Source organism: Hydrogenophaga sp. A37 (assembly GCF_002001205.1).
Classification (GTDB): Bacteria; Pseudomonadota; Gammaproteobacteria; order Burkholderiales; family Burkholderiaceae_C; genus Hydrogenophaga.
In genome coordinates this window covers 1-2,479 of record NZ_MUNZ01000019.1, presented here as the reverse complement: position 1 = coordinate 2,479, position 2,479 = coordinate 1, and the positions used below count along the sequence as shown (strand labels likewise).

The 2,479-nt window shown below is 50.9% G+C and carries 2 protein-coding genes; both read left to right on the top strand.

All coding sequences use genetic code 11. The annotated features are described in order from the left end of the window. The first annotated feature begins 689 nt into the window (after nucleotides 1-689). Complete coding sequence (locus tag B0E41_RS00125; protein ID WP_077327356.1) at nucleotides 690-2,111, top strand: ATP-binding protein; 1,422 nt, start codon at nucleotides 690-692, stop codon at nucleotides 2,109-2,111. Further along, entirely contained in the window at nucleotides 2,108-2,389 is a 282-nt protein-coding gene (locus tag B0E41_RS00120; protein WP_077327353.1) for an O-methyltransferase, read from the top strand. The genes B0E41_RS00125 and B0E41_RS00120 overlap by 4 nt, the downstream gene beginning before the upstream one ends. The last annotated feature ends 90 nt before the right edge of the window (nucleotides 2,390-2,479 follow it).

Sequence of the window (2,479 nt, the reverse complement as noted above, 5' to 3'; positions counted from 1 at the left end):
CACCCACAAAAGCACCCCACCCACTTCGTGCTCGCCGGCCACCTGCACCCGGTCTGCCACCTCAGCGGCCCCGCGTGCGACACAATGCGCCTGCCCTGCTTCGTGAGCGAACCGGGGCAGGCCGTGCTGCCGGCATTCGGTGCTTGCACGGGTGGGCACGCGCTGCCGGCTGCGCCGAGCAGGTGCTTTCATCCCATCGGCGGGAACCGGGTTTGGGCTGTGCCGGGGACTTGTCTGTTCACAGGCCTCGAGGTTTGGGGCAATTGCGTCCAGCAGGTCGAGGGCGGTGTGGCTGCTCGTGCAAGGCTATCTGCTTGTGTAGCCTTTAGACCAAGGTCCGCTATTCGTATGTATCGCGGCGGGCACCCGCTTTAAGGCTGATCGTTGTCATGCACCTCTTCGGATCAGTGACCGCTGACCCGGATACCGCCCGTAGGGCAGTGCGTTGTTTCAAAGGCTGACCTCTACTCTGGACGGTTGCTCATCAAATCGGGAGGTAAATCGTGGTTCTGGGGGAGGGGCTACAGCAGCTAAGATTTGACCTAGCGGAAGCGAACGACAGTTGTACGATCCCAGGACCACTTGTTTCAGGCTCTCTTGGACGGTTTACTGAACTGGGGGACACCTGAATGGCGTGACTCGCGGGAAAAAACTGTTGTAGACAACGATTTAAATGAGGGAGTATCCATATGGCAGGCAAGAAATCAAATAGTCAAAACCAAGTTGACGCATCACCGACCAAGCGGTTTTTTGTCGAGATGCTCACACGAGACATTGAACTCGACGACGCAATTCTCGATTTACTCGACAACTGCTTAGACGGGGCAGTACGCACAAACGAAAACAAACCTCCTCGAAACCCTGCAAAACCATATGCAGGGTATTGGGCTGAAATCACTCTGGATGCTGAGCATTTTTGCATCAAAGACAACTGTGGCGGAATTCCGCTAGACATTGCAAAGGAATACGCGTTCCGTTTTGGTCGGAAAGACAACAAAAGAGATAAAGATCTGCATACCGTTGGCGTGTATGGCATTGGCATGAAGCGCGCGATATTCAAGATGGGAGCTGACTGCTGGGTTCGAAGCCATCACGCAGATGGATCTTTTGGGGTTCACATTGACCAAAACTGGATCAGCGGTGACGACAAGTGGGAACTTGAAATGGATCGAAATGCCAGCGTTCCTAGTTCGCAAGGCGTGAGCGTTGAAATAACCGATCTACTCCCAAACATTCAAACGCAATTTCATCCAAACAAGGGGGGATTTGCAGAAGTAATTAAGAAAAAAATACGACTGCACTACGCCTACATTATCAAGAAGGGTTTCACAGTCAAAGTCAATGGAACAAAAGTTGAACCAAACGATTTTCAAACATTAATTGCCAATGATTTAACGCAAGAAAGTGCCATCGCTCCCTATGTTTATGAGACTGAAGCCGACGGCGTGAAAGTCCAGCTAATTTTAGGAATGTACGAAAGATTCCCATCTCAAGGAGAGTTGGACGACTATGAAGAAGGTAAGCGGGCTAAAGATACGGCTGGATGGACAGTTATTTGCAATGACCGAGTGGTTGTAGCCAATGATACGTCGCATTTAACCGGGTGGGGAGAATCCGGAGTTCCCTCTTACCACAGCCAATATGTCATGCTCTCGGGCATAGTTGAGTTCATCAGCAAAGACGCTAGCCTCTTACCGGTGACTACCACAAAACGTGGTGTAGATCTGAATTCGGCACTATATGCTGACGTGAAGAACATTATGCGCGATGCATTGAAGCACTTCACGAGTTTCACAAATAACTGGAAAACTCAAACCGATGAACGCGCATCAATGCAAACGCAGACACGCGCCATTGACATTCGGGATGCAGTGCGAAGCGTACCTGCAGCGAAGTGGCAGGATGTTCGCAAAGGGATGAAAGGCAAGCGCTTTATCCCAGAGCTTCCACGCCCAATAGAAGAGAAAACACACGCAAGAATCAGTTTCAGTCGACACAAGGATGAAGTGCAATTGGTTGCCAATCTCCTTTGCGACCCAGGAACCAACCCTAAACCATCCGAGGTTGGTGAAACGGCTTTTGAATGGGCTCTGAAGGAGGCTAAGGAATGAGCGGATCGACCATTCCTTATCACCTGCGCCAGAACAAGGCTGTTGAACGTAATCTTTTCATTGAATTACTGGCTCGGGTAGGACGCGTACAGAACATCTCCAACTACGAGTACATTGGTTTTGGTGGGCCATTCATGGAAGACCACAAAGCCCTACATGCCGCGCTCCGCATGGGGAAAATGCACTCCATCGAGCGGGAGAAAAATACATTCTTGCGGCAGACGTTTAACTACCCGGCTAAGGATGGTCTGCACAACACCCGGATCTGCGTGGGCTGATGCTCGCAATTTCAAATGGCGGCAATTTTTGCTGATCAAGAGGTGTTTTCGGGCTAATTTCACTCCTGTTGGCGACCCCTTGGCCGCATT